A 23,904-nucleotide genomic window follows, 5' to 3' on the forward strand; every position below is an offset into this window, starting at 1 on the left:
CATGCACCGCCGAACCTCAACAGCCGCTGGCTATCGAAATGATTCTAAGCGTAGATGTAACCACCTGAAACAATGACGTTTTCGCCGGTCATGTAGGTGTTCTTCGGACCTCCGGTCATCAACACCCATTCGGCAATCTCGGTCGGCTCGGCGCCGCGCCCGAGCGGGCTTGCCTTGGCCAGTTCTTCCAGGAAGCCGAGGGCCTTCGCCTTCTCGGTGGCCATGCCGGCCGGCGCCACGGAGTTCACCAGGATGCCGTCCTTGGCGACGTGATGGGCAAAGGAGCGCGTCAGGCTGACGACGGCTGCCTTGGTCGCCGCATAATGGGCGTTCTGGGGATGCGCCTTGAAGGCGTCAACCGAGGTCAGATTGACGATGCGGCCGCGCACCTCGGCTTTCGGCTCCTGCGTCTGCATGTGGCGAACCGCTGCCACCATCATGTGGTAGGTGCCCTTGATGTTGATGCCGTTGGAGGCGTCCCAATCGGCGTCGGTGATCTCGAGCAGCGGGCGGCGCGGATAGATCGCGGCGCAGTTGATCAGCGTGTCGACGCGACCGAGCTTGGCCACGATGGCATCGAAGGCGGCATGGCATCGCGGGCCGATCTGGATGTCGCACGTCGCGGTGGCGACAGGCAGGCCCTTGGCCCTTGCCGGATCGAGCGCGCTCTCCGCCGCTTCCTGGTTGATGTCGATGATGCCGATCTTGGCCGCCCCGGCCTCGACAGCCATCTTGACCAGGAGGGCGCCGAGGCCGGCGCCGCCGCCAACGATCAGAACGGAAAGATCCTTCATTCCACTATCCCTTACTTGGTGCCGCTCGGCGAGGTCGGCCATGTCGGCATAATGTCGAAACGGGTGACGTCGGCCCATGCCGGCAGCGCGAGCACGGCGACGACCATCCTGGCCACGTCATCGGGCTGCACCACCTTGCTGGCGTACATGGCGGCGCGCGCCTTGGCGTCGAGGATATCCTGGTAGAGCTGCGTCTCGACGCGGCCGGCGACGATCTCGGTGACGCGTATGCCGGAGGGCGACAGGTCGGCGCGCAGCGCACCGGCAAAGCCGGAGATCGCCGCCTTGGTGGCTGCGTAGACGGCGATGTTGGAAAATGCCGTGTGGCCGGCGACGGAGCCGGTGAACAGGATATGGCCCGACTGCCGCTCGCGCATCTGCGGCACGACGAGGCGGGTGAGCAGGATAGCGGCGCTGAGGTTCACCTCCAGCGTTGCGTCGATGTCGGCGATCTTCATGTCCGCGAAATTGCCGAGCGGCGGCATGATGCCGGCATTGTTGATCAGCACATCGATGGTGAGATCCGCCAGCACCGATTCCAGCGCCTCGCGGTCGGTGACGTCGACGGCAATCGGCACGATGCCCGGCCGCTCGGCCTGCAGTTCTTTCAGCGCCGCCTTGCTGCGGCCGACCGCGTAGACCTCATAGCCGGCATCGCTCAAGGCGATCGCGATCGCGCGTCCTATCCCGCTCGTCGCCCCGGTGATGAAGGCTGTCGTCACTTGGGCTTCCCCATTTGCGGCTTCCCATTTGCCTGGATTTCAGTCTGCGGCGCGGGCCAGCGCCGCGAAACCAAGAAAACCAGCAAAAAGGAAAGATGAACTTTCGAAAGCTGGTGTGGCGTTTGAACGTTCCACGCCAGCTGCGCCATTTTCAACGCCGTAAAGCAAAGAAATACAATGCTTTCGGCGTGCCGGAGAGGAGCTCCTGCCGGCCGATCGAACAAAAACATAGCTTTCGCAACCGCGTGGTGGACCCGCCGACAGCGGTCTTTCATCTTGTGAAGGCGAGGTCGCCCGGTCTCAGGTCCGCTCAGGCCGCGTAACGTGCCATTGCGGGCTGCCTCGACCACTGGGCGTACCAAGTGTCGAAGAGCTTGAGCTGTGCTTCGGCAAAGCCGCGCTGGCTGTCGGTCAGCGCATCGGTCTCGTTGAAGTGCAGCCTGTATTCGGGATTACCCTTCAGCACCATCATGTGCTTGAAATAAAGCACCAAGTCCGGGCCTTCGTCGAACGAAGACAGCACGGCGAGCGCGGCATCGAGCTCCTGCGCAAGCCGGCGCGCTTCGGCGTCGCCCTTCGCCGCGGCCTGGCTGAGGCCCGCCAGATGCAGCACTTCCTTCGGCAGCACGTTGCCGATGCCGGTGATCGCGCCGGAGGCTCCGCAGTTGACGAAACCGTGGAAGACGGCGGTGTCGACGCCGATCATCAGCGCGACCTCATCGTCGCGGCTGGTGATGTTCTCCGCCGCGTAGCGCAGATCCGACGGGCCGCCGAACTCCTTGAAGCCGACAAGGTTCGGATGTTCGGCGCGCAGCGCGAAGAAGAGGTCGGCGCGCGTGGCAAAACCGTAATAGGGGCTGTTGTAGATGACCGCCGGCAGGTCGGGGGCGGCTGAGAGGATCGCCTTGAAATGATGGCGCTGCGCGGTGACCGACGGACCGCGCGACAGAACGCGCGGGATCACCATCAGGCCGCGGGCGCCGACCTTCTGCGCATGCGCAGCATGAGCCACGGCGCTGGCCGTGTTGACGGCGCCGGTACCGACGATCACCGGCACGCCGGCCTTCACCAGGCGCTCGACGCCCTGCATGCGCTGCTCGTCGCTCAGCAGCGGCCAGTCGCCCATGGAGCCGCAATAGACGACCGCAGACATGCCGGCAGCGATCAATTCGCGTCCCTTGCGCACCAGGGCGTCGAAGTCGGGAAGCCGGTCATCGGTGCAGGGCGTCATCAGCGCCGGCATGCAGCCGGAAAAAACGTTGGCGGTCATTTGGGATTCTCCTTGAGGCTGGCACGCAGATTGATCAGTTTGTCCCGAAGCAGCACCGCTTGCCAAGCGGATAGTGGCGGCCGACAGGGAGAAACGAACAATGCGTAGCAGGACCAGCATCCGCGTCGTCAGCTGCCATGCCGAGGGTGAGATCGGCGACGTCATCGTCGGCGGCGTGCTGCCGCCGGCAGGCCGCACGATGATGGAAAAGATGATCGCGATGGAGCGCGATCACGATCATATCAGGCGCATGCTGATCTGCGAGCCGCGCGGCAGCGTCGCCCGCCACGTCAATCTCCTGGTGCCCTCGACGCGCGAGGATTGCGCCGCGGGCGCCATCATCATGGAGCCGACCGAATACCCGCCGATGTCGGGCTCCAACACGATCTGCGTCGCCACGGTGCTGCTCGAGACCGGAATGGTGCCGATGCAGGAGCCGGAGACACGCTTCAAGCTCGATATGCCGGGCGGCGTCATCGAGGTCAACGCCGAATGCCGCGACGGCAAATGCCTGTCGATCACCTTCCGCAACGCCCCCGCCTTCGCCGAACGCCTCGACGCGAATATCGAGGTCGAGGGGCTGGGAACGCTGAAGGTGGACATCGCTTACGGCGGCATGTTCTACGCCATCGTCGATGCACCCGCGCTAGGTTTATCGGTTACGCCCGACGAGGCGCGCGAACTGGCCGTGGCCGGCGAGAAGGTTCGCCGCGCCGCGCGCGAGCAGCTCGATGTCGTCCATCCTGAATTCGACAATGTGCGCGGTGTCTCGATCGTGCAGTTCGCCATGCCGTTCCAGGGGCCGGGCAAGGTCACGCGCAACACCTGCATCGTCTCGCCCGGCCGTTCCGACCGCAGCCCGACCGGGACCGGCACCTCGGCCCGCATGGCCGTGCTGCACGCGCGGGGCCAGATGAAGGAAGGGGAGGTGTTGATCCATGAATCGATCATCGGCTCGCGCTTCACCGGCAGAATTGTCGGCTTGACCGAAATCGCCGGACGCAAGGCGATCGTTCCCGAGATCACCGGCCGTGCCTGGATCACCGGCGAGCACAACTACTATCTCGATCCGACAGATCCCTATCCGCAAGGCTATGTGCTGTCGGACACCTGGGGCACCTCGACCTCGGTGACGCAATAGAACTTCTTGCAACGGCGTCGCCTTGGAGCTCGGGCACCCGGAGCCTTTTTGTTCAAACGCAGGGGCATTGCGCTTGCATATGCTCGGCGGACTTGCAGGGAGGCGCCCGCTCTGATTCCCTGCGCTTGGTGGGGATCACCTGATTCGTGTGCTCGTTGCTCCGGTTCCGCATCGTCGTGCGGCGGAGCAGCGGGCGCTTTCGGTAGAAAGATGAAAAAATGACCGCCAAGCCGGAAATCCTGGAGATGAGACCCAAGATTACCGTCGTCGGGGTCGGCGGTGCCGGCGGCAACGCCGTCAACAACATGATCGCCGAAGGTCTGCAGGGCGTCGAGTTCGTCGTCGCCAACACCGACGCCCAGGCGCTCACCATGTCAAAGTCGTCGCGGCTGATCCAATTGGGCGCGCATGTCACCGAGGGCCTGGGCGCCGGGTCCTTGCCCCAGGTCGGAAGTGCGGCCGCGGAGGAATCCATCGATGAGATCATGGATCATCTGGCGGGAACGCATATGTGCTTCATCACCGCCGGCATGGGTGGCGGCACCGGGACGGGTGCCGCGCCCGTGATTGCGCGCGCCGCGCGCGATGCCGGCATTTTGACAGTGGCCGTCGTCACCAAGCCTTTCACGTTCGAAGGCAAGCGCCGGACCCAGGCGGCCGAGGAAGGCATAGAACGCCTGCGCGAAAGCGCCGACACCGTGATCGTCATCCCGAACCAGAACCTGTTTCGGGTCGCCGACGCCAGGACCACCTTCGCCGACGCTTTCGCCATGGCCGATCGCGTCCTCTACGCGGGCGTCGGCTGCATCACGGATCTCATCGTCAAGGAAGGCCTGATCAATCTCGATTTCGCCGACGTGAAATCGGTGATGCGGGACATGGGCCCGGCAATGATGGGAACGGGCGAGGCCTCCGGAGAGGGACGCGCAAGAACGGCAGCCGAGGCGGCGATAGCCAATCCGCTGCTGGACGAAGCCTCCATGACGGGCGCCAGGGGGCTGCTGGTGTCGATCAGCGGCGGTATGGACATGACGCTGTTCGAGGTCGATGAGGCCGCGACGAGGATACGCGAGGAGGTCGACGCCGATGCCGACATCATCGTCGGCGCCATCTTCGACCAGTCCCTGGCCGGGAAGTTCCGTGTGTCGGTCGTCGCGACGGGACTGCGCAAGAGCGCGAGCGTGATGCAGTTCGAGCAGAGGATCGCCTGACCCACCGCGATTCTCGAGCGCGCCGATGGCGCGGCGCAAATAGGCTGATGCCAGCTTCCGACGGCGAATAGATCCCTGGCCGCCAGATTTCGACAGCCTGCGCACTTACACGCGCGCCTCTTCGTCGCTAACTTTCATGCCACGGCATACAGTCGCGGCTGACGGGAGAGGCTCACATGAAAAGCTTCGTCTACAACGCCCAGCCAGCACGCGTCGTCTTCGGATCAGGCACGATCGCAAGGCTCCCGGAGGAGATCGACCGGCTCGGGCTGAAACGTGTGCTGGTCCTGGCCACGCCGCCGCGGGAGGCCGATGCCCGGCGCCATGCCGAGTTCCTCGGCGACAGGGCAGCCGGCGTCTATGCCAAAGCGACGATGCATACGCCGGTGTCCGTCACCGAGGACGCGCTGCGGGTCGCGGCGGAACTCCAGGCCGACGGGCTGGTCGCGGTCGGCGGCGGCTCCACGACGGGTCTCGCGAAGGCGATCGCCTTGCGCACCGACCTGCCGCAGATTGTGATGCCGACGACCTATGCCGGCTCGGAAATGACGCCGATCCTCGGCGAGACGAAAGATGGCGTGAAGGTCACCCAATCGAGCCCGAAGGTGCTGCCGGAAGTGGTGATCTACGACGTCGACCTGACGATGACGCTTCCCGCTTCGTTGTCGGGAACAAGCGGCATGAACGCCATCGCCCATGCGGTCGAGGCGCTCTATGCCAGGGAAAGCAACCCGGTGATAAATCTGATGGCCACCGAAGCCATCGGCGCGTTGGTGAGCGCCTTGCCGGTCATTGCCGGGAACCCGCATGACCGCGACGCGCGTTCCGAGGCGCTTTACGGCGCCTGGCTCTGCGGCATCTGCCTCGGCTCGGTCGGCATGGCGCTGCACCACAAGCTTTGCCATACGCTCGGCGGCAGTTTCGATCTGCCGCATGCGGAGACCCATACGATCGTGCTGCCGCATGCGCTGGCCTACAACGCCCCCGCCGTTCCGGCCGTCATGCAAACCCTGCGGGCCGTGCTGAAGACGGATGATCCTGCCATCGCGCTCTACGACCTCGCCGGCCGCATCGGCGCAAAACGCGCGCTGTCCGAGATCGGCATGCCGTCCGAGGGGATCGACATTGCGACGGACCGTGCGCTGGCCAATCCCTACTGGAACCCGCGGGCGCTGGAGCGGGAACCGATCCGGGCCCTTATCGCGCGCGCCTATGCCGGCGAGCCGCCGCAGGCCTGAGAAGGCTGCCCCTGGGATGAAAGCTTCACGAAGCTTACGCTTCGGCGCGGGGGCAAACTGCACAGCGTATCAGAAAAACGAAATTGTCCGCCGACGCTCCAGTCGTAATTGTCCCGTACAGGCAAACGGCTCGGAGCCTTGGGAGGATTCCGATTCAGCTGGTCGCCTGAGGAAGGCGCCAATCATAGGCTGCCTGGGAGGAGGAAAATGCCTGGTTCGGGCAAATCGGACGACAGGCGCCTTGGCTTCAAGGCGTCGCAGGAAGTCGTCGTCGTCGCGATCTCGGTCGTGATGTTCCTCGTCTTCTCGGCGACGCTCAACAATTTCCTGAGCCAAGGCAACATCATCGCCATCCTCAAGAACGTGTCGATCCTCGGCACGCTGGCCGTCGGCATGGGCTTCGTCGTCGTCGGCCGCGGCATCGACCTCACCATGGTGGCGGTGATGGTCGTCGGCGTCGCCTTCAGCATCTGGATTTCTACCTGGGGCATCGATTTCACGCTTGCCGTGATCTGCGGCGCCATACTGGTCGCGGCCATCGGCCTGTTCACCGGCGTCATGGTGGCGGTCGCGGAAGTTCCGCCGATCTTCGCTACCTTGGCCATCGCCTCCTCGGTCTACGGCTCGGGGCGCATCGTCTTTGCCTCGGACGTGCTCTATGCCCCGCCGGACATCGCCTGGCTGAAATTCGTCGGCAATGGCAGCGTGCTCGGGATACCGATGTCCGTCGTCATCTTCGGCGCGGTGGCGGCTCTCATGGGTCTCTTTCTGAGGAAGACGCGCTTTGGCCGGCTGGTCTACGCAACTGGCGACAATCCGAACGCGGCCCGCACCACCGGCCTGCCGACACGCCCGATCATCGTGACGCAATATGTCATCAGCGCGCTCATCGCGTTCACCGCCGGCATCATCATGACCGGTCTCGTCACCGGCATCGACACGCGCCTCTACAATTCGAGCCTGATCTACGACGTGCTGCTGGTGGTCGTGCTGGGCGGCATCGGCCTGTCGGGCGGCCAGGGCGGCGTGCGCAATGTCATCGCCGGCACCATTCTGGTCGGCATCCTGACCAACGGCATGACGATCCTCAACTTCTCCTACACCAGCCAGAATTTGATCAAGAGCGTGATCCTGCTCGGCGCCCTTGCCATCGACGCCATCATCAATCCGCGCGACGAGCAGACCTCGCAGAGCGGCGACATCTGAAACAAGAACTCGAACCATCAAATTGGGGAGGAAACCTATGAAGATATTCAAGAAATGCCTGTTGGCGGGCATGGCCGCGCTTGCGCTGCTAGGTGTCGCACAGGTCGCAAGCGCGCAGGAAACCGATCAGGTCGGCCGGGCTGCCTATCTCGACGGCGTCAAGGGCAAGAAGGTCATCTTCGTGCCGATCTCGCAGGGTATGGACCTCAACCAGGCCTGGGTGATGGTGTGGCAGCGTCACGCCGCCCGCTACGGCTTCACGCTCGAGGTGCGCGATCCGAACGGCGACACCAATGCCGGCATCCGCGCCATGCAGGGCGCGATCGCCGAGAAGCCCGACCTGATCATCGTGCAGAACCCGGACGTGCAGACCTATGCGCGGCTCTTGAAGCAGGCGCAGGCCGCAGGCATCAAGGTGCTGCAGGTCAACATGCAGTCGGCGACCCAGACCGACTCCTATGTCGGCAATGACTGGATCGAGATGGGCCGCCTGGAGATGGGCGAGCTGGCCAAGCATTGCACCGGGCCGAACGCCGTCTCGCACAAGGTGGTGTGGCTCGCCGGCGTCCAGACGGGCGCCGCCAACATCTATATGCGCACCGGCATCGACAAGGTGCTGAAGGCCAATCCCGAGCTGCAGCTCGTCTCCGACCAGCCGGCCGACTACATCAGCGAAAAGGCCCGCCAGATCACCGAGACGGTACTGCAGCAGCATCCCGATCTCTGCGGCATCATGGGCATCTGGGACAATGCCGAAGTCGGCGCCGGCGCTGCCGTCGCGGCAGCCGGCAAGCAGGACCAGGTCACCATCGTCACCAATGGCGCGGGTGCCGCCACGGGCTGCGAGAGCATCAAGAACGGGCTGCTCGACGTGATCTTCAACTTCAACGCGCCGGTCCAGGGCGAAATCGCCGCGCAGCAGATCTCCGAGCTGCTGCAGCATCCTGACCGCAAGGCCGGCAGCGAGAAGACCATCTTCTTCGGCCCGATCACCCGCGTCGACAAGACCAACGCGACCGGCCGGAACTGCTGGAAGCCCGAAGACATCAAGTAAACGGACTTTCCGATGAGCATGGCCGAAAGCCTTGTGCGCTGGCGCTACCGTCTGCTCCCCCACCATGTGGTCGGGGAGATCCTGACCAAGAAATGGATCGACAGCGTCATTCCCTTCACGGCGCTGGTCATCCTGTGCGCGATCTTCGGCGTGATCGTGCCGGGCTTCTTCGATGTGGCGACGCTGACCAATCTCAGCGGCCAGACCGCCGAGCTCGGCCTTGTCGTGCTCGGCATGACCATTGTCATGGTGTCCGGCGGCATCGATCTCTCGGTCGGCTCGACCTTCGCGTTGGCCGTGCTGGTCACGCTCTACGGCATGAACGTCGAGCAGTGGAGTTTTGGGACCGGCCTGCTGGCCTGCCTCGGCCTCGGTGTCGTCTGCGGCGCCATCAACGGCTTCCTGGTCGGCTTCCTGCGCATGCGGGCGTTTCTGACCACGCTGGTCACGCTCATCATCTACCGATCCACCTTCGACATCATCTTCCCGCATGTCTCGACGGCGATCGTCACCAGCGGCCCGGATTCGCCGACCTATGATTTTCTGGGCTTCGGCACGATCTGGGGCGTGCCGACCTCCTTCGCGGTCTTCATGGTCATTGCCATCGTGATCCACCTGGTGCTGTCGCGCGCCCGCTATGGCTGGCGGCTGTTCGCGGTCGGCGGCGCGCGCCGCTCCGCCTACAATGCCGGCATCAATGTGCGCTTCACTCTGTTCAGCGCCTATGTGCTCTGCTCGGTGCTGGTGGCGCTCTCCGGCTTCTTCTTCTCGGCCCGCATCGGCAGTGCCGCCTCCGATATCGGCACCGGCCTCGAGCTGCAGGTGCTGACCGCGACAGTGCTCGGCGGCATCTCGCTCGGTGGCGGACGCGGCTCGGTCGCCAAGGCGCTGATGGGCACGCTCTTCGTGCTCGTCCTGTCGAACAGCCTGCTCGCGCTCGCCGTGCCCGGCCCAGTCAACTACCTGATCCTCGGCCTCGTGCTGCTGCTCTCGGTCATGCTCGATGTGCGCTGGGTGAAGAACCGCCACAAGATCCTGCGCAGCGTCTATATCTCGCCGACCTTCGCCAAGATGCCGCAGGCGATCTCGACCGAGCCCGGCGTGCCGATGGCGGTGAACGACAGGCTGAAAGATGTCGGCGTCATCGGCCTCGGCTTCCTCGACGGCTCCGAGGATGTGATCTTCGACCGGCAGGACCGCCTCTACACCGGCAGCCGCCAGGGCGACATATTGCGCTTCCAGCCGCCGCACTACACGGAGAGCGAAGTCTTCGCCCATATCGGCGGCTCGCCGCTCGGCATGGCCTTCGACCGCGACGACAATCTGGTCATCTGCGTCGCCGGCATGGGCCTCTACCAGGTCTCGCCGGCGGGCGAGGTGAAGCTGCTCACCGCCGAGACCAATCGCTCGCTGACATCGGTGGTCGACGACTCGACCATGAAGCTCGCCGACGACTGCGACATTCTCCCAGACGGCCGCATCGTCTTTTCCGAAGCCACGGTGCGTTTCGAGATGCACGACTGGTATGCGGACGCGCTGGAGAGCCGCGGCAACGGGCGCATCATCGTCCACGATCCGCGCACCGGTTCGACCCGCACGCTGCTCTCGAACCTCGTCTTCCCCAATGGCATCTGCACCGCCTTCGACGGCCAGTCGGTGCTGTTCGCGGAAAGCTGGGCCTGCCGCATCAGCCGCTACTATTTCGACGGTCCGAAGAAGGGCAGGGTGGAGCGGGTCATCGAGGGACTGCCCGGCTATCCCGACAACATCAACCGCGCCTCCGACGGCACCTATTGGCTGGCGCTGATGGGCATGCGCACGCCGGCGCTCGACCTGTCGCTGGAAATGCCCGGCTTCCGCCGCCGCATGGCGCGGCGCGTGTCCGAGGATGCCTGGCTGATGCCCAACCTCAATACCGGCTGCGTGCTGCGCTTCGACGAGAAGGGCCAAATCCTGGAAAGCCTTTGGGACCAGGCCGGCGAGAAACATCCGATGATCACTTCGATGCGCGAGCACAAGGGCATCCTCTATCTCTGCGGCATCTTCAACAACCGCATGGGAACCCTGCCGCTGAAGGGCTCCGATCCCAACTGGTTCAGCTCGGATTCCTACTGGGGCAAAAAGCCATGAGCGCCGTGAGCCGGCTTTTCGATCGCTTTCTCGGCCGTGGCGACTGGGCGGTGACCGTTCCGACGCTCGACGGGCCGCTGCTGCCCAACCAGGACCTTGAGGAGGCGGAGCTCTTCGCAGGCCTCGCTGCGGCCGACAATCTGGTGCGGACCGAAAAGGGCATGCTGGCGAGCAGCGCGAACCGGCTGATGCGGTTCGATGCCGACGGCAAGGCCGAGGTCCTGCAGGAATTTCCGGGCGAGATCACCGCGCTCGCCCATGCACGCGGCATGACCGCCCTGGCCACCGGCGGCAAGGGCGTCGTCATCCGCGGCGGCCTGCATGACGGGCGGCAGGCGACGGGCGACGAGGCCCACAGGCTGTCCTGCGTTACCGCGCTGACTTTCCTCGACAGCAACACGTTGCTGGTCGCCAACGGCTCGGCCACGCTGCCGGCGAGCGCCTGGCGCCGCGACCTGATGCAGAAGAACGCTTCAGGCTCGGTCTGGCGCCTCGACCTGAAAAGCGGCCGGCTGGAGCTGATCCGCGACGGCCTCGCCTGGCCGGCCGGCATCGCCACCACCGGGTCAAACCGCGTCTACGTCACCGAGGCCTGGCGCCATCGCGTGCTGGCGATCGATCTCGCCGGCAAGGCGACGGCGCCGGTGCTGGAACATCTGCCGGCCTATCCGGCGCGCATCGCGCCCGCCTTCAACGCCGGCTACTGGTTGACCTTCTATTCCGTGCGCAATCAGCTGGTGGAGTTCATCCTGCGCGAGGAGACTTTTCGCAAGCGCATGCTGGTTGAGATACCGGAAGCCTACTGGATGGCGCCGTCGCTCAGCTCGTGGCGCGACTACCGCGAGCCGATGCAGGGCAGCCAGCTCAAGCAGATGAACGTGCTGAAGCCTTACGCGGTCACCAGGTCCTACGGGCTGGTGGTGCATTGCGACCAGAACATGAAGCCGCTGTCGAGCTTCCATTCGCGGGCCGACGGCACGGTGCACGGCACGATCAGCGCCTGCGAGGTCGACGACGACCTGCTCGTCGCCTCGCGCGGCGGGTCGCGGATCGTGCGCGTGGCCAAGGCCGCCAGCGGCAAGCGGGGTTAAGCGATGTCGGATAACATCATCGAGCTCAAGGACGCGACCAAGGCGTTCTCGCGCATCCCGGCCTTCAAGAACGTCAATTTCGACCTGCGCAAGGGCGAGATCCACGCGCTGCTCGGCGAAAACGGCGCCGGCAAATCGACGCTGACCAAGGTCATGGCCGGCGTGTTCAAGCTGACCGAGGGCAAGCTCTTCTTCGACGGCAAGGAGGCGTCTTTCGCAACGCCCGCCGAAGCGCTGCGCGCCGGCATCGCCATGGTGTTCCAGGAGACCAATCTGGTGCCGGCCATGACGGTGGCGCAGAACCTCTATCTCGGCGAGGAGAAGATGTTCAACCGGCTGCGCGGCCTCTACATCCAGGCGCGGCAATTCCTTGCCGGCATGGGGTTCCAGGTAGACCCGACCGCGCAGGTGAGCACGCTGGGCGCCGCCCACAAGCAGATGGTGGAGATAGCCCGCGCCGTCCACCACAAGGCCCGCGTGATCATCTTCGACGAGCCGACCGCGACGCTGACGCCGGAGGAGAAACGCCATTTCTTCAACCTGCTGCAGCGGCTGGTGAAGGAAGGCATCGCCATCATCTTCATTACCCACGCGCTGGAAGAGGCGCTCGCCGTCGCCAACCGCATCACCGTGATGCGCGACGGCGAGATCGTGGCTTCGGGCGAGGCCAAGGGTTTCACCCGCGCCTCGATCGTGCAGGCCATGGTCGGCCGGACGCTCACCGAAACGCTGCATGGCGAGGTCAAGCGCACCGCGCGCCCCTATGGCGACAAGGTGCTTTCGGTCGAGAACCTCTCCTGCGCCGGCCTGGTGCGCAACTCGTCCTTCTCCGTCTTTTCGGGGCAGGTCACCGGCATGTTCGGACTGGTCGGCGCCGGCCGCACCGAGATGGCCAAGGTCGTTGCCGGGCTGTTGAAGCGCAACATCTTCCATGGCGGCGAAATCCGCCTGCTCGGCAAGTCGGTGCGCTATCGCGTGCCCAGGCCGGCGGTGCGCGACGGCATCGTCTATGTGACGGAGGACCGAAAGTTCGACGGCTTCTTCGAGACGATGACGGCGGGCGAGAACCTGCAGATCGGCGAACTGACGGACAAATCCAACCCGGTGTCGATCGTGTCCCTGGCGCGCGCCAGGGAACTCGCCAAGCAATGGGGCGAGCGGCTCAGGCTGAAGCAGATCAGCGAGCGCGCCAGGATGATCGAGCTTTCGGGCGGCAACCAGCAAAAGGTCGTGATCGCCAAATCGCTGATACAGCAGCCCAAGCTGGTGATCTTCGACGAGCCGACGCGCGGCGTCGATGTCGGCGCCATCGTCGAGATCCACCAGCTCATCAGCGACCTTGCCGATCAAGGCATGGCCGTCGTCGTCATCTCCTCCTATCTGCCGGAAATCCTTGCGGTCTCCGACCGCATCCTGGTCGTGAAGCGCGGCCGCGTGGTCGAGGAGATGATGCTGTCGGACGCGACCGAAGAACGCGTGATGTTCGCCGCCGTTCATTGAACTGGAACAGATTTGCTGGCTAAGGCCTGGAACGGCCCTATTGCCTTGCAATCGCTTCCGCGTCTGAATAGGTCAGGAGGCCAGATCACCTGCCCGAGCGGACATGTCCAGCATCAACCTCAAACTTCTGCAGACGTTCCTGCTCGCCGCCGAAAACGGCAGCTTCCGGCGCGCGGCCGAAGAGAGCAACCGTTCCCCTTCGGCCGTTTCCATGCAGATACGCGACCTCGAGGAGCAGATAGGCATCTCGCTATTCATCCGCACGGCGCAGCGCGCCAGCCTGACGCCGGAAGGCCAGGTTCTGTTCGAGGAGATCGCCAATGCGATGTCGCAGGTGCAGACCAGCCTCGACCGGCTGACCGAGATCGCCGCGCGGCGCAAGGGCAAGGTGCAGATCGCCTGCGCGCCGACGCTGGCGGCGAGCCGGCTGGGCGACATATTGGCGACATTCAAATTGCGCTATCCGCGCTCGATCGTCGAGGTCATCGAAACCCCGCCGCAGGCCGCGCTTGCGCTGTTGCAGCAACAGGAGGTCGAGTTCTATCTCGGCCCGGAAGTGCCGAACCTCGACGACTTCCAGTTCGAGTCGATCCTGGACGATCCGCTGATGGCCTGCATCCCGGTGGAGACCTATGGCGGCGAGAAGAAGCTCAATCTGTCCGACCTCAAGCGCTTCCCGCTGATCCTACTCAACCGCAAGACGGCGGTGCGCGGTCTGCTCGACCGGCTGACCGCGGCAGAAGGCATCGAGCTCAAGCCGCAATACGAGGTCGAAAGCGCCCAGACAGCGGTGGCGCTGGTGTCGTCGGGATTGGGCGTCTGCGTGGTGCCGGGCATCGCCATCTCGCGCAATGACGAGCGCATGCGGGTGGTGCCGATCGACCATCGCGACGCCCATCGCGCCGTCGGCATCATCACCGCGCGCGGCTACGTGCACCATTCCTTTTCCGAACAGCTGATGAACCTGATCCGCACCAATCTGCGCGAGCTGGCTCACTGAGTACGGCGTTTTAGAGATTAGTGCAGAAAGCCACTCCGTTCGTCATCCTAGGGCGCAGCAAGGAGCGAAGCGACGCGCGAAGACCCTAGGATCCATGCCGGAATCTCGACCGTAGAGTGCCACGGTGCAGGATGGTCGTTGACAGCAGCACCGATTAGGATCCTCCACATGACCGGATACGTCTACATGACCGCGAGCCAGAAAGGCGGCACGATCTACATCGGTGTCACCAATGACCTCGCTCGCCGAATTCCAGAGCACAAAACTGGCCAGGGTTCACGCTTCACCAGCCGCTACAACGTACAGCGTTTGGTCTGGTACGAGGAGTTTTTCGATATCGCCGACGCCATTCAGCGCGAGAAATCGCTGAAACGCTGGCAAAGGCAATGGAAGGTCGAACTGATCGAGAAGACCAATCCGACTTGGTCCGAGCTATTTCTCGGGATCGGCTGGTGACTATTCCTCACCCCAGCAGCGCTCGCAAGTTCAGGCATGGATCCTAGGGTCTGCGCGCGTCGCTTCGCTCCTTGCTTCGCCCTAGGATGACGAAGGCATTTGCGTACCCGCCTTTCGCAGGCCGGCCTCACCTGAATATCAATCTGTCTGGATCCAGACCGCCTTCGTCTCCAGATATTCGTGCAGGTGCTCGATGCCGCCTTCGCGGCCGTAGCCGGACATCTTCATGCCGCCGAACGGCACGGCCGGATCGATGGCGTGGTACATGTTGACCCAGACCGAGCCGGCCTTGACGCGGCGGGCGAGCTTGTGCGCGGTGCCGAGGTTGGTGGTGAAGATGCCGGCCGCCAGGCCGTAAGGCGTCGCGTTGGCGCGCGCAACGGCCTCGTCCAGCGTGTCGAAGGGCATGGCCGAAATGACCGGACCGAAGATCTCTTCCCGTGCGATCGTCATCTTGTCGGACACCGCGCCGAAGACGGTCGGCGCGATGAAGTTGCCGCCGTCATAGAGCTCGCCCGTCAGCCGCGACCCGCCGGCGACCAGCCTGGCGCCTTCGTCGCTGCCGGCCTTGATGTAGCCTTCGACCTTGCCGGCCTGCCTTGCGTTGATCAGCGGCCCGATCTCGGTCTCAGCCTCGATGCCGTGGCCGATGCGCAGCTTGCCGGCGAACTCCGCGACCCGGCGCACGAACTCGTCGTGGATCTCGCGCGCCACGAACAGGCGTGAGCCGGCAATGCAGATCTGGCCGGAATGCACGAACACCGCCATTGCCGCGACCGGCACGGCCTTGTCGATATCGGCGTCGCGGCAGACGATGATCGGCGACTTGCCGCCGAGCTCCAGCGAAACGCGCTTGAGGTTGGTGACGCCGGCGCGGGCGATCGCCTGGCCGGTCAGCGTCGAGCCGGTGAAGACGATCTTGTTGACGTCCGGGTGCTCGGCCAGCCGCGCGCCGGCCTCGGCGCCCGTTCCGGTGACGATGTTGACGACGCCGTCGGGCACGCCGGCTTCCTGCATCAGCTTCGCGATCAGGAGCGGCGTCAGCGACGCATCCTCAGACGGCTTCAGCACGATGGTGCAGCCGGTGGCGAGAGCCGGCGCGATCTTCCAGATCGAGGCGGCGGTCGGGGCATTCCAGGGGATGATCGCGCTGACGACGCCGACCGGCTCGCGCCGGGTGAAGGTGACGATCTCGCCGGGGATCGAATTGTCGATCGCCTCGCCATGCAGCGCGGTCGCCATGCCGCCATAGAAGCGCAGCATGCCGATGACCCGGCGGCGGTTGGCCAGCGTGCGGGTGATCGGCAGCCCCATGTCGAGCGTGTCCGAGACGCTGAGCTCTTCCCAATGTTTTTCGAAGAGGTCGGCGATCCTGAGCAGCACGCATTGCCGCTCGTAGGGCGAGAATTTCGACCAAGGGCCTTCGAAGGCGGCCCGCGCGGCGGCCACCGCCGCGTCGATATCCGCGGCTCCGCCGCGCGGCACCGTCGCCAGCACCTCGCCGGTCGCCGGGTTTAGCGCCTGCATCACCTCGCCGGACTGCGCCGCGACCCACTTGCCGCCGATGAACATCGGCCGGAATTCGCCATGGTAGAGCGTGGTGGCCTTCGCCCTCGGGTCGAAGTTCAGCGTCATCGTCTCCTCCTCACGAATTCCGAGGCGACTATTACTCCCGCTTCGGGCGACCTCAAACAAGGAAAGCTAAAAGGGCGTTCAGATAATCGGACTGTGCAACGCGCGCGTCTTCCCCGATGGTGCCGGCAACGGAGGAACAGATATGAGACTTGCTGGCAAGGTCGCCATCGTCACCGGTGGCGGGTCGGGGTTTGGCGAAGGCATCGTCAAAAAATTCGTCGAGGAAGGCGCGTCTTTCGTGCTGATGGATCGCGACGAAGCCGCGGCTTCGCGCGTTGCTGGCGAAGCCGGCGACAAGGTGCGGCCAATCACGGGCGACGTCTCGACGCTGGAGAGTTTTACGGCGGCCGCCGACCTGGCGCTCTCGGCCTTCGGCGGGCTCGACATACTCGTCAATAACGCCGGCGTGGCGCAGCCGCCATTGCCGCTTGAGACGATGGCCGAAGGCCTGTTCGACCGCATCGCCAACGTCAACATGCGCTCGATCTACAACGGCGCCCGCGCCGTGGTGCCGCATTTCAAATCAATCAAGTCCGGCGCCATCCTCAACGTCGCTTCGACCGGCGGCGTCTCGCCGCGTCCGAACCTCACCTGGTACAACGCTTCCAAGGGCTGGGCGATCGCCGCTACCCGCGCCATGGCGGTGGAACTCGCGCCGTTCGGTATCCGCGTCAACGCGATCAACCCGGTCGCCGGCGATACGCCGCTTCTGTCCACCTTCATCGGCTCCGGCGAGGAAAACCGCGCCCGCGTCGTCGCCACCATCCCGATCGGCCGGCTGTCGACGCCGCAGGACATGGGCAACGCCGCGGCGTTCCTGTGCTCCGACGAAGCCAGCATGATCACCGGCGTCGACCTGAATGTCGACGGCGGCAAATGCATCTGAATATTTGCGGTTCCTGAGGGATTGGCGATGAAGGATGTCTACCAGATCGCGGTCGTGCATGGCGACTGCATCGGCCCCGAGGTGTGCGCCGCGGCCGTCGAGGTGGTGAATGCGGCACTCGGGCCGGACTGCCCCTTGCGTTTCACCGAATATCCGGCTGGCGCGGAGCATTTCCTGAAGACGGGGCAGAGCTTTCCCCAGCCAACCTTCGCGGCGTGCCGGGCGGCTGACGCGATCCTGCACGGCGCCGGCGGCCTGCCCGGCGTGGTCTATCCGGACGGCACGGAAGCCGGCCTCGACTTCACGCTGAGACTTCGTTTCGAGCTCGATCTCTACGCCAATATCCGCCCGATCAGGCTCTTCGAAGGGGTGACGAGCCCGCTCGCCGGGGTGAAGGCCGGCGACATCGACTACGTCATCCTGCGCGAGAACAGCGAAGGGCTTTACGCCGCGCGCGGGGCAGGGGCGTTGCTGCGCGGCCAAGTGGCGGTCGACACGCTCGTGCAGACGCGCGCCGGTATCGAGCGCATCGTGCGCAAGGCCTTCGAGCTGGCGCGCCAGTCGAACGGCGCGCCGCGCGACGGCGTTCGCCGGGTGACCTGCTGCGACAAGGCGAATGTGCTGCGCAGCTACGCCTTCTTCCGTTTGGTCTTTGACGAGGTGGCGAAGGAGTATCCCGACATCGAGACGGAACATGCGCTGGTAGACGCCATGGCCATGCATCTCGTGCTGAAGCCCGGCCATTTCAACGTCATCGTCAGCGAGAACATGTTCGGCGACATCCTCTCCGACCTTGCCGCGGCGACGGTCGGCGGAATGGGCATGGCGCCGTCGGCCGAGGTCGGCGACAAGAACGGCTTCTTCCAGGCGGCGCACGGCTCCGCACCCGACATTGCCGGCAAGGGCATCGCCATTCCCTACGGGACGATCCTGTCGGCAGCGGCCATGCTCGACTGGCTTGGGCGCGGACATGGCGATGAAAGGCTGCTGCGGGCCGCTAAACAGATCCGCAGCGTGACGGAAACGTGCCTGGCGGGCGGGCTGCTCAGCGCAGATCTGAAGGGAAAGTCATCGACCGCCGAAATCACCGGGAACGTGTGCGACCGGCTCGCGGCCTAAGGAGATGGGGCGGCTCGATCGTTGCGTATCGGTGGAGGATTTCCGCCAGCTGGCGCGTCGCCGGCTGCCGAAATCGGTCTTCGAGTTCGTCGATGGCGGGGCGGGCCAGGAGCTGACCCTGCGCGAAAACCGCGCCGGCTTCGAACGCATCCGCCTGCTGCCGCGTGTTCTGACCGACGTATCCCGGCCCGACCTCACCACCACCTTGTGGTCGAGGACCTATCCGACGCCGCTGGTGATCAGCCCGATGGGGTCCTGCGCGCTGGTGCGCCCCGGCGCTGACATCGCCATTGCTTCAGCGGCCGCGGCGCGCGGCATTCCCTACACGCTGTCGACCATGGCGACGACCGGCATCGAGCGGATGGCAAGGGCGGTCCAGGGCCCGCTCTGGTTCCAGCTCTACGTGCTGAAGGGTTTCGATTTCAATCGCCGGCTGGTGCGGCAGGCTGAAGAGTTCGGCTATTCGGCGCTGGTCGTCACTGTCGACCTGCAGACGGGCGGCAAGCGCGAGAAGGATCTGAGGAACGGGATTTCGATTCCGCTCAGGCCCTCCCTGCGGCACGTGATCGAAGGGATCGCGCATCCGGGCTGGTCGTTTCGCCTGCTTCGCGGCGGCCTGCCTCAGTTCGCGAATGTCCGCGGTTACCTCGGTGACACCAGCGCGGGGCTGACGATCGCGGCGCGCGTCGGCTGCAATCTCCACGCGGGTTTCGACTGGGACGATTTCCGCACGATCCGCGACTGGTGGAAGGGCCCGCTGATCGTCAAGGGCGTCCTGCACCCGGACGATGCCGTGAGATTGATCGCGGAAGGCGCGGACGGGATCTGGGTGTCCAATCACGGTGGCCGCCAGCTCGACGGCGCGGTCGCGAGCATCGACGCCATCGGAGCCGTGCATGCGGCCGTTGGCGACCGAGCTCCGATCCTGATCGATTCTGGTATCCGCACGGGCATGGACGTCATCAAGGCGAAAGCGCGCGGCTCGGCCGCCTCGGCCATCGGCCGCGCCGCCCTGATCGGCGCGGTGGCAGGACGGGCCGGGGTCGAGCGTGTGCTGGATATCTTGCTCGAGGAAATCGCCACCGGCCTGAAGCTTTCCGGGGTGCCCGGTTTTCAGCAAGTCGGCCCAGACCTGATTGCGCCGGCGGGCTAACCGAACGAAACCTTGGTCGCGCCACACCTGTGGTTTGCCGAGGGCGCCAGGTTGCGCCGATCATGGCCGGCGGTTATGCCGGGCCAGGATTTCCCAACGAGAGGCAACCGATGAAGGTCGTTTCCACCTCCAAATCGCATGGCGGCATCCAGGGCGTCTATTCGCATGCTTCGGAGGTCTGCGCCTGCGACATGACCTTTGCGGTGTTCGTGCCGCCCGAGGCCAAGGACGGGCGGCTTCCGGTCCTCTGGTATCTGTCGGGCCTGACCTGCACCCATGCCAACGTCATGGACAAGGGCGAGTACCGTCGCCTGGCATCCGAACTCGGGCTCGTCATCGTGTGTCCCGACACCAGCCCGCGCGGCACCGACGTTCCAGACGAGAAGGACAATTGGCAGTTCGGCTGCGGCGCCGGTTTCTATCTCGACGCGACCGAGCAGCCTTATGCGAAGAACTACCGGATGTACTCCTACATCACCGAGGAATTGCCTGCGCTGGTCGCCGCCAATTTTCCGGTCGACATCTCGCGCCAAGGCATTTTCGGCCATTCGATGGGCGGGCATGGCGCACTGACGATCGCGCTGAAGAACCCGGAGCGCTATCGGAGCTGCTCGGCCTTCGCGCCGATCGTGCAGCCCTCGACGGCCGGCTGGTCGCGCCCCGCTTTCGAGAAGTATCTCGGAACGGACGAAAAGAGCTGGCGCGCCTATGATGCGACGCTGCTGATCGAGAACGGCAAGCGCTTCCCGGAAATCCTCGTCGATCAGGGCACGGCGGATGGTTTCCTGCAGGATGGCCTTCGCCCATGGCTGCTGGGAGAAGCCTGCAAGAAGGCAGGCATCGACCTCACCCTGCGCATGCAGGAAGACTACGACCATTCCTACAATTTCATCTCGACCTTCATGGACGACCATCTGAAGTGGCATGCCAGCCGCCTCAAGTGACATTTGCGGAATGCGCGCCCGCCGCAATCGAACGGTCTATTCCGGGTCAGCCTGACTGAAGGGATATCGGCGTTCACCTTCCGGTGAGCGCGCGTCTTTCCGGCGGAACATTCCGCTTTTCGCGCTGTTAAGCCAGCAGCAGCGCGGAAAGGAGCTTGCGCATGGACAATCCGCGATCCACGGCAAGCATAGCCGGCCATCCCATCCATCCCATGCTCGTCACCATCCCGATCGCCTGTTTCGTCGGGACCTTGCTCACGGATATCGCCTATTGGCGGACGGCCGAAATGACCTGGGCCTACTTCTCAACCTGGCTTGTAACCGTCGGTGTCATCGTCGGCATCCTGGCTGCCATAGCGGGGCTTACCGACTTTCTTGGCAGCCGCAGGATACGCGCCCAGCCGACGGCATGGCTGCATATGGCCGGCAACCTGGTCGTGCTGGTGCTGTCCTTCTTCAACATGCTCATCCACACGCGCGATGCCTGGACATCCGTCGTGCCGGCCGGGCTGATCTTGTCGGCGCTGGTGGTGATCATCCTGATCTTCACGGGCTGGCTCGGCTGGGCGCTGGTCTATCGCCATCACGTAGGAGTGGCCGATGAGACGATTTGACGGCCCCATCAAATGGATGGTCGCCGCGCTCTGTTGCGCAACGGCGCTGGGCGTTGCCGGCTGCAGCGACGACAACACCGATCCGAACGCGCAGATCGGCCCGAACCCGAAACTGCCGGAGATAAATCAATACCTGTTCCCGCCAATGCATCTGGCCTCGGTGGTCGGCTGGAAAAATGATGAAAAGCCGGCCGTCGCGCAGGGCCTGCAAATCGCGGCGCTGGCCAAGGGACTTCAGCATCCGCGCTCGCTTTACGTGCTGCCCAATCGGGACATACTGGTGGTGGAGTCCAAGGCACCGGATGAAGCATCGGTCAAGCGGCCCAAGGACATCGTTATGGGCTGGGTCGAGAGCTGGGTCACCTCCGGCGGCGATACCGGGCCGAGCAACCGCATCACGCTGCTGCGCGACACCAATGGCGACGGCAAGCCGGATTACCAGGGCGTGTTCCTCGACCATCTCAACTCGCCCTTCGGCGTGGCGCTGGTCGGCAACGACCTCTATGTCGCCAACACCGACGCGATCATGCGCTATCCATACCTGCCGGGCGATACGAAGATCACGGCGCCGGGCAAGGTGCTGACGGAACTGCCGGGCGGGCCGATCGATCACCACTGGACGAAGAGCCTGGTGGCGAGCCCGGACGGCTCATTGCTCTATGTCGGCGTCGGCTCGAACAGCAACATCACCGAGAACGGCATCCAAGCCGAAAAAGATCGCGCCGCGATCTGGGAGGTCGATCGCGTCACCGGCCGCTCGCGCATCTTCGCCAGCGGGCTGCGTAATCCTAACGGCCTGTCGTTCGAGCCTGAGAGCAAGGCGCTGTGGACGGTGGTCAACGAGCGCGACGAGCTCGGCCCGAACCTCGTGCCGGACTATATGACGTCGGTGAAGGACGGCGCCTTCTATGGCTGGCCCTACAGCTACTACGGCCAGCATGTCGATCCGCGCGTGATGCCGCAGCGGCCGGACATGGTGGCCAAGGCCATCCCGCCGGACTACGCGCTCAGCTCGCATGTCGCGCCGCTCGGGCTTGCGTTCTATACCGCAAGCAACCTGCCGCAATCCTATCGCGGCGGCGCCTTTGTCGGCGAGCACGGCAGCTGGGACCGCTCCCAGTTCAATGGCTACAAGGTGGTCTTCGTGCCGTTCAGCGGCGGGCATCCGAACGGCATGGCGCAGGACGTCGTCACCGGCTTCCTCAACGACAAGGGCGAGGCAAGGGGCCGTCCGGTCGGCGTTGCCGTCGATAAATCCGGCGCGCTGCTGATTGCCGACGATGTCGGCAACACGGTGTGGCGTGTCACCGCGGCGGCGCCAGGATCGACGTGAGGGAAGGCATCCTTCGACACTGCCGCCCGGCCTGGCCGATCAATTGAACGGATGTCGTAGAGACGCGATAATCCGGCTGGAAACAGTGGTATCCCGCGCAGGAGACTGTGGCTTCTGGCGCGGAGACCCTGGGCAAAGCGCGGCGCGGCAAAATCGGCGGCTAACGCACCTCGACCAATTGGGCAGGAACGATCTGGCGGCTGACGCATTTTGCTTCGCGTCAACAGCCGAGGGATCCGATGCGCATTGCCCATGTCGCGCCGCTCTATGAATCGGTGCCGCCGAAACTCTATGGCGGGACCGAGCGGATCGTCTTCTACATCACCGAAGCGCTGGTCGAGCTCGGCCACGATGTCACGCTGTTCGCGAGTGGCGACAGCGAGACGTCGGCCAGGCTGGTGCCCGCGCGTGACCAGGCGATACGCCTCGACCCGCGCCCGAAGAAATCGGAGATCGCCGCGCATCTCGCCATGCTCGCCGATGTGCGCGCGCGCGCCGGCGAGTTCGACGTCATCCATTTCCATCTCAGCCACTTCCTGCATTTTCCGTTCTTCGAGAACATTGCGGGGCGAACGGTGACGACGCCGCATGGCCGGCTCGACTATGTCGACCTGGCGCCGGCCTATAAGCGCTTCCCGCGTTTCCCGATGATTTCGATTTCGCACAGCCAGAAGCGCGGTCTGCCCGACGCGAACTGGCTCGCCACGATCCATCACGGATTGCCGCTCGATGCCTACCAACCGACCTATGAGCCGCGGGCGGAAGAACCATATCTCGCCTTCCTCGGGCGCCTGTCGCGCGACAAACGGCCGGACCGCGCCATCGAGATCGCGCGACGGTCCGGGTTGAGGTTGAAGCTGGCGGCCAAGATCGGCGACGACGACCGCGCCTACTTCCGCGCCAATATCGAGGCGCTGATCGATGGCGACCGGATCGACTATGTCGGCGAGATCACCGAGGACGAGAAGGCCGAATTTCTCGGCAACGCGGCGGGCCTGCTGTTTCCCATCGACTGGCCGGAGCCGTTCGGCCTCGTCGCAATCGAGGCAATGGCCTGCGGCACGCCGGTGATCGCCTGGAACCAAGGCGCCTTGCCGGAGATCGTCGACGACGGCATCACCGGCTTCGTCGTGGACAGCGTCGACGCCGCGGTCGCGTCAATGCCGGCGCTTCTCGATCTCGACCGGCGGCAGGTGAGGGCGGTGTTCGAGAAAAGGTTCTCGGCGACAAGAATGGCAAGCGACTATCTTGCTGCCTATATGCGTCTGACCGGCATGCCGGAGGCCAAGGCCTCCTGACCTTCATCCCTTGAGCCGGATGATTTCAGGTCTGTTCGGCCTGAAATCTCAATCCGGCTCTAAATCAAAGAGATAGAGCATAATGTCGTCCGAAAGCCGCTTCACACTT

21 protein-coding genes are annotated in these 23,904 nt (G+C 64.5%); 17 read left to right on the forward strand and 4 right to left on the reverse strand.

Annotated elements, in window-relative coordinates; all coding sequences use genetic code 11:
- Window positions 1-44: 44 nt before the first annotated feature.
- The 3 genes from EJ072_RS25510 to EJ072_RS25520 all read right to left on the reverse strand — a co-directional run bounded on the left by EJ072_RS25510 (window position 45) and on the right by EJ072_RS25520 (window position 2,786).
- Window positions 45-794 carry an SDR family oxidoreductase gene (locus EJ072_RS25510; protein WP_126081835.1) on the reverse strand — a complete coding sequence of 250 codons (750 nt, stop codon included), beginning with the start codon at window positions 792-794 and terminating at the stop codon, window positions 45-47.
- 11 nt (window positions 795-805) lie between these two features.
- Window positions 806-1,516 carry an SDR family oxidoreductase gene (locus EJ072_RS25515; RefSeq protein WP_126081836.1) on the reverse strand — a complete coding sequence of 237 codons (711 nt, stop codon included), beginning with the start codon at window positions 1,514-1,516 and terminating at the stop codon, window positions 806-808.
- Window positions 1,517-1,826: 310 nt separating this feature from the next.
- Window positions 1,827-2,786, reverse strand: a complete 960-nt coding sequence (locus EJ072_RS25520; RefSeq protein ID WP_126081837.1) for a dihydrodipicolinate synthase family protein — start codon at window positions 2,784-2,786, stop codon at window positions 1,827-1,829.
- Window positions 2,787-2,886: 100 nt separating this feature from the next.
- Here EJ072_RS25520 and EJ072_RS25525 point away from each other — a divergent pair, with 100 nt between their 5' ends.
- The 10 genes from EJ072_RS25525 (at window position 2,887) to EJ072_RS25570 (ending at window position 14,813) form a co-directional block, all read left to right on the forward strand.
- Window positions 2,887-3,927 carry a proline racemase family protein gene (locus EJ072_RS25525; protein WP_126081838.1) on the forward strand — a complete coding sequence of 347 codons (1,041 nt, stop codon included), beginning with the start codon at window positions 2,887-2,889 and terminating at the stop codon, window positions 3,925-3,927.
- Window positions 3,928-4,145: 218 nt separating this feature from the next.
- On the forward strand, window positions 4,146-5,138 hold the full coding sequence (gene ftsZ / locus EJ072_RS25530) for a cell division protein FtsZ (protein WP_042647517.1): 993 nt from the start codon (window positions 4,146-4,148) through the stop codon (window positions 5,136-5,138).
- 176 nt (window positions 5,139-5,314) lie between these two features.
- Entirely contained in the window at window positions 5,315-6,376 is a 1,062-nt protein-coding gene (locus EJ072_RS25535; protein ID WP_126081839.1) for a maleylacetate reductase, read from the forward strand.
- A gap of 207 nt (window positions 6,377-6,583) precedes the next feature.
- Window positions 6,584-7,582 carry an ABC transporter permease gene (locus tag EJ072_RS25540; RefSeq protein WP_126081840.1) on the forward strand — a complete coding sequence of 333 codons (999 nt, stop codon included), beginning with the start codon at window positions 6,584-6,586 and terminating at the stop codon, window positions 7,580-7,582.
- A gap of 37 nt (window positions 7,583-7,619) precedes the next feature.
- Window positions 7,620-8,636, forward strand: coding sequence for a sugar ABC transporter substrate-binding protein (locus EJ072_RS25545; RefSeq protein WP_126081841.1), 1,017 nt, complete (start codon window positions 7,620-7,622; stop codon window positions 8,634-8,636).
- 12 nt (window positions 8,637-8,648) lie between these two features.
- A complete protein-coding gene (locus tag EJ072_RS25550) occupies window positions 8,649-10,766 on the forward strand; it encodes an SMP-30/gluconolactonase/LRE family protein (RefSeq protein ID WP_126081842.1) in 2,118 nt (705 codons plus the stop codon).
- On the forward strand, window positions 10,763-11,857 hold the full coding sequence (locus EJ072_RS25555) for an SMP-30/gluconolactonase/LRE family protein (RefSeq protein ID WP_126081843.1): 1,095 nt from the start codon (window positions 10,763-10,765) through the stop codon (window positions 11,855-11,857). The genes EJ072_RS25550 and EJ072_RS25555 overlap by 4 nt, the downstream gene beginning before the upstream one ends.
- A gap of 3 nt (window positions 11,858-11,860) precedes the next feature.
- On the forward strand, window positions 11,861-13,357 hold the full coding sequence (locus tag EJ072_RS25560) for a sugar ABC transporter ATP-binding protein (protein ID WP_126081844.1): 1,497 nt from the start codon (window positions 11,861-11,863) through the stop codon (window positions 13,355-13,357).
- 103 nt (window positions 13,358-13,460) lie between these two features.
- Window positions 13,461-14,357: a LysR family transcriptional regulator gene (locus EJ072_RS25565; protein WP_126081845.1), complete on the forward strand. Its 897-nt coding sequence runs from the start codon at window positions 13,461-13,463 to the stop codon at window positions 14,355-14,357.
- A gap of 168 nt (window positions 14,358-14,525) precedes the next feature.
- Entirely contained in the window at window positions 14,526-14,813 is a 288-nt protein-coding gene (locus tag EJ072_RS25570; protein WP_126081846.1) for a GIY-YIG nuclease family protein, read from the forward strand.
- A gap of 138 nt (window positions 14,814-14,951) precedes the next feature.
- Here EJ072_RS25570 and EJ072_RS25575 read toward each other — a convergent pair whose 3' ends face one another.
- A complete protein-coding gene (locus EJ072_RS25575) occupies window positions 14,952-16,448 on the reverse strand; it encodes an aldehyde dehydrogenase family protein (RefSeq protein ID WP_126081847.1) in 1,497 nt (498 codons plus the stop codon).
- Between the two features lie 142 nt (window positions 16,449-16,590).
- Between EJ072_RS25575 and EJ072_RS25580 the strand changes: the two genes are divergently transcribed.
- From EJ072_RS25580 to EJ072_RS25610, 7 genes are all read left to right on the forward strand, one after another.
- A complete protein-coding gene (locus tag EJ072_RS25580; RefSeq protein ID WP_126081848.1) occupies window positions 16,591-17,334 on the forward strand; it encodes a glucose 1-dehydrogenase in 744 nt (247 codons plus the stop codon).
- A gap of 27 nt (window positions 17,335-17,361) precedes the next feature.
- A complete protein-coding gene (locus EJ072_RS25585) occupies window positions 17,362-18,453 on the forward strand; it encodes an isocitrate/isopropylmalate dehydrogenase family protein (protein ID WP_126081849.1) in 1,092 nt (363 codons plus the stop codon).
- Between the two features lie 4 nt (window positions 18,454-18,457).
- Window positions 18,458-19,606: an alpha-hydroxy acid oxidase gene (locus tag EJ072_RS25590; protein WP_126081850.1), complete on the forward strand. Its 1,149-nt coding sequence runs from the start codon at window positions 18,458-18,460 to the stop codon at window positions 19,604-19,606.
- Between the two features lie 110 nt (window positions 19,607-19,716).
- Complete coding sequence (fghA, locus tag EJ072_RS25595) at window positions 19,717-20,550, forward strand: S-formylglutathione hydrolase (protein ID WP_126081851.1); 834 nt, start codon at window positions 19,717-19,719, stop codon at window positions 20,548-20,550.
- Between the two features lie 161 nt (window positions 20,551-20,711).
- On the forward strand, window positions 20,712-21,164 hold the full coding sequence (locus tag EJ072_RS25600; RefSeq protein ID WP_126081852.1) for a DUF2231 domain-containing protein: 453 nt from the start codon (window positions 20,712-20,714) through the stop codon (window positions 21,162-21,164).
- A gap of 16 nt (window positions 21,165-21,180) precedes the next feature.
- Window positions 21,181-22,497, forward strand: a complete 1,317-nt coding sequence (locus EJ072_RS25605) for a sorbosone dehydrogenase family protein (protein WP_189343373.1) — start codon at window positions 21,181-21,183, stop codon at window positions 22,495-22,497.
- A 239-nt stretch (window positions 22,498-22,736) separates the two neighbouring features.
- Window positions 22,737-23,795, forward strand: coding sequence for a glycosyltransferase family 4 protein (locus EJ072_RS25610; protein ID WP_126081854.1), 1,059 nt, complete (start codon window positions 22,737-22,739; stop codon window positions 23,793-23,795).
- The last annotated feature ends 109 nt before the right edge of the window (window positions 23,796-23,904 follow it).

It is taken from the genome of Mesorhizobium sp. M2A.F.Ca.ET.046.03.2.1, assembly GCF_003952425.1.
Lineage (GTDB): Bacteria > Pseudomonadota > Alphaproteobacteria > Rhizobiales > Rhizobiaceae > Mesorhizobium.

Bases quoted from the DNA above. Each gene is read 5' to 3' on its own strand.
- EJ072_RS25575 (WP_126081847.1), bottom strand. From the start codon at position 16,448: ATGACGCTGAACTTCGACCCGAGGGCGAAGGCCACCACGCTCTACCAT.
- EJ072_RS25600 (WP_126081852.1), top strand. From the start codon at position 20,712: ATGGACAATCCGCGATCCACGGCAAGCATAGCCGGCCATCCCATCCAT.
- fghA (WP_126081851.1), top strand. From the start codon at position 19,717: ATGAAGGTCGTTTCCACCTCCAAATCGCATGGCGGCATCCAGGGCGTC.
- EJ072_RS25555 (WP_126081843.1), top strand. From the start codon at position 10,763: ATGAGCGCCGTGAGCCGGCTTTTCGATCGCTTTCTCGGCCGTGGCGAC.
- EJ072_RS25565 (WP_126081845.1), top strand. From the start codon at position 13,461: ATGTCCAGCATCAACCTCAAACTTCTGCAGACGTTCCTGCTCGCCGCC.
- EJ072_RS25585 (WP_126081849.1), top strand. From the start codon at position 17,362: ATGAAGGATGTCTACCAGATCGCGGTCGTGCATGGCGACTGCATCGGC.
- EJ072_RS25605 (WP_189343373.1), top strand. From the start codon at position 21,181: ATGGTCGCCGCGCTCTGTTGCGCAACGGCGCTGGGCGTTGCCGGCTGC.
- EJ072_RS25570 (WP_126081846.1), top strand. From the start codon at position 14,526: ATGACCGGATACGTCTACATGACCGCGAGCCAGAAAGGCGGCACGATC.
- EJ072_RS25525 (WP_126081838.1), top strand. From the start codon at position 2,887: ATGCGTAGCAGGACCAGCATCCGCGTCGTCAGCTGCCATGCCGAGGGT.
- EJ072_RS25580 (WP_126081848.1), top strand. From the start codon at position 16,591: ATGAGACTTGCTGGCAAGGTCGCCATCGTCACCGGTGGCGGGTCGGGG.
- EJ072_RS25560 (WP_126081844.1), top strand. From the start codon at position 11,861: ATGTCGGATAACATCATCGAGCTCAAGGACGCGACCAAGGCGTTCTCG.
- EJ072_RS25520 (WP_126081837.1), bottom strand. From the start codon at position 2,786: ATGACCGCCAACGTTTTTTCCGGCTGCATGCCGGCGCTGATGACGCCC.
- EJ072_RS25550 (WP_126081842.1), top strand. From the start codon at position 8,649: ATGAGCATGGCCGAAAGCCTTGTGCGCTGGCGCTACCGTCTGCTCCCC.
- EJ072_RS25535 (WP_126081839.1), top strand. From the start codon at position 5,315: ATGAAAAGCTTCGTCTACAACGCCCAGCCAGCACGCGTCGTCTTCGGA.
- EJ072_RS25590 (WP_126081850.1), top strand. From the start codon at position 18,458: ATGGGGCGGCTCGATCGTTGCGTATCGGTGGAGGATTTCCGCCAGCTG.
- ftsZ (WP_042647517.1), top strand. From the start codon at position 4,146: ATGACCGCCAAGCCGGAAATCCTGGAGATGAGACCCAAGATTACCGTC.
- EJ072_RS25545 (WP_126081841.1), top strand. From the start codon at position 7,620: ATGAAGATATTCAAGAAATGCCTGTTGGCGGGCATGGCCGCGCTTGCG.
- EJ072_RS25540 (WP_126081840.1), top strand. From the start codon at position 6,584: ATGCCTGGTTCGGGCAAATCGGACGACAGGCGCCTTGGCTTCAAGGCG.
- EJ072_RS25610 (WP_126081854.1), top strand. From the start codon at position 22,737: ATGCGCATTGCCCATGTCGCGCCGCTCTATGAATCGGTGCCGCCGAAA.
- EJ072_RS25510 (WP_126081835.1), bottom strand. From the start codon at position 794: ATGAAGGATCTTTCCGTTCTGATCGTTGGCGGCGGCGCCGGCCTCGGC.